Source organism: Bradyrhizobium sp. NBAIM03, from assembly GCF_020194055.1.
In the GTDB taxonomy this organism is placed as follows: Bacteria; Pseudomonadota; Alphaproteobacteria; order Rhizobiales; family Xanthobacteraceae; genus Bradyrhizobium; species Bradyrhizobium yuanmingense.
The window spans coordinates 1-399 of record NZ_JADYVS010000253.1 but is presented as its reverse complement, the minus strand read 5'-3'; the positions used below and the strand labels follow the sequence as shown (position 1 = coordinate 399).

General features: G+C 53.6%; 1 pseudogene. It reads left to right on the top strand.

The features are described from left to right. Positions 1–236 precede the first annotated feature (236 nt). A pseudogene (locus I6F21_RS38380) lies at positions 237–399 on the top strand (cytochrome P450); the annotation flags it as partial.

Here is a 399-nt window from a genome sequence, read left to right as displayed (position 1 = left end):
CCTGTGTAGCGAGGATTGTTCTCATCAATCCACTGGGGCAAATCGCGTTAGAAAGTCAACGCCATCCTTACCTGCCGGAACTGGTAGGGGTGACTGCCCGCGCTTTAGGATACTCTGTTGGGGCGACGATCCGCTCGCAACAAAACGTCACGGCAGCTCGAAACGATGGATCGCGACCTGTGGATCCGCAAGCTCTCAAGAGAGCAAAATCTGCGGAGGCGATCGTGATAACGCAATTGGTAGACTACAGAACCGACGGCGCGTTTAAGATCCCGCTGAGCAATCTGGACGTAAGCGAAGCCAAGCGCTTTCAAGATGATAGCATATGGGGTTATTTCGAGCGGCTGCGAAGGGAAGATCCCGTTCACTACTGCCAGGATAGCCCCTATGGTCCATATT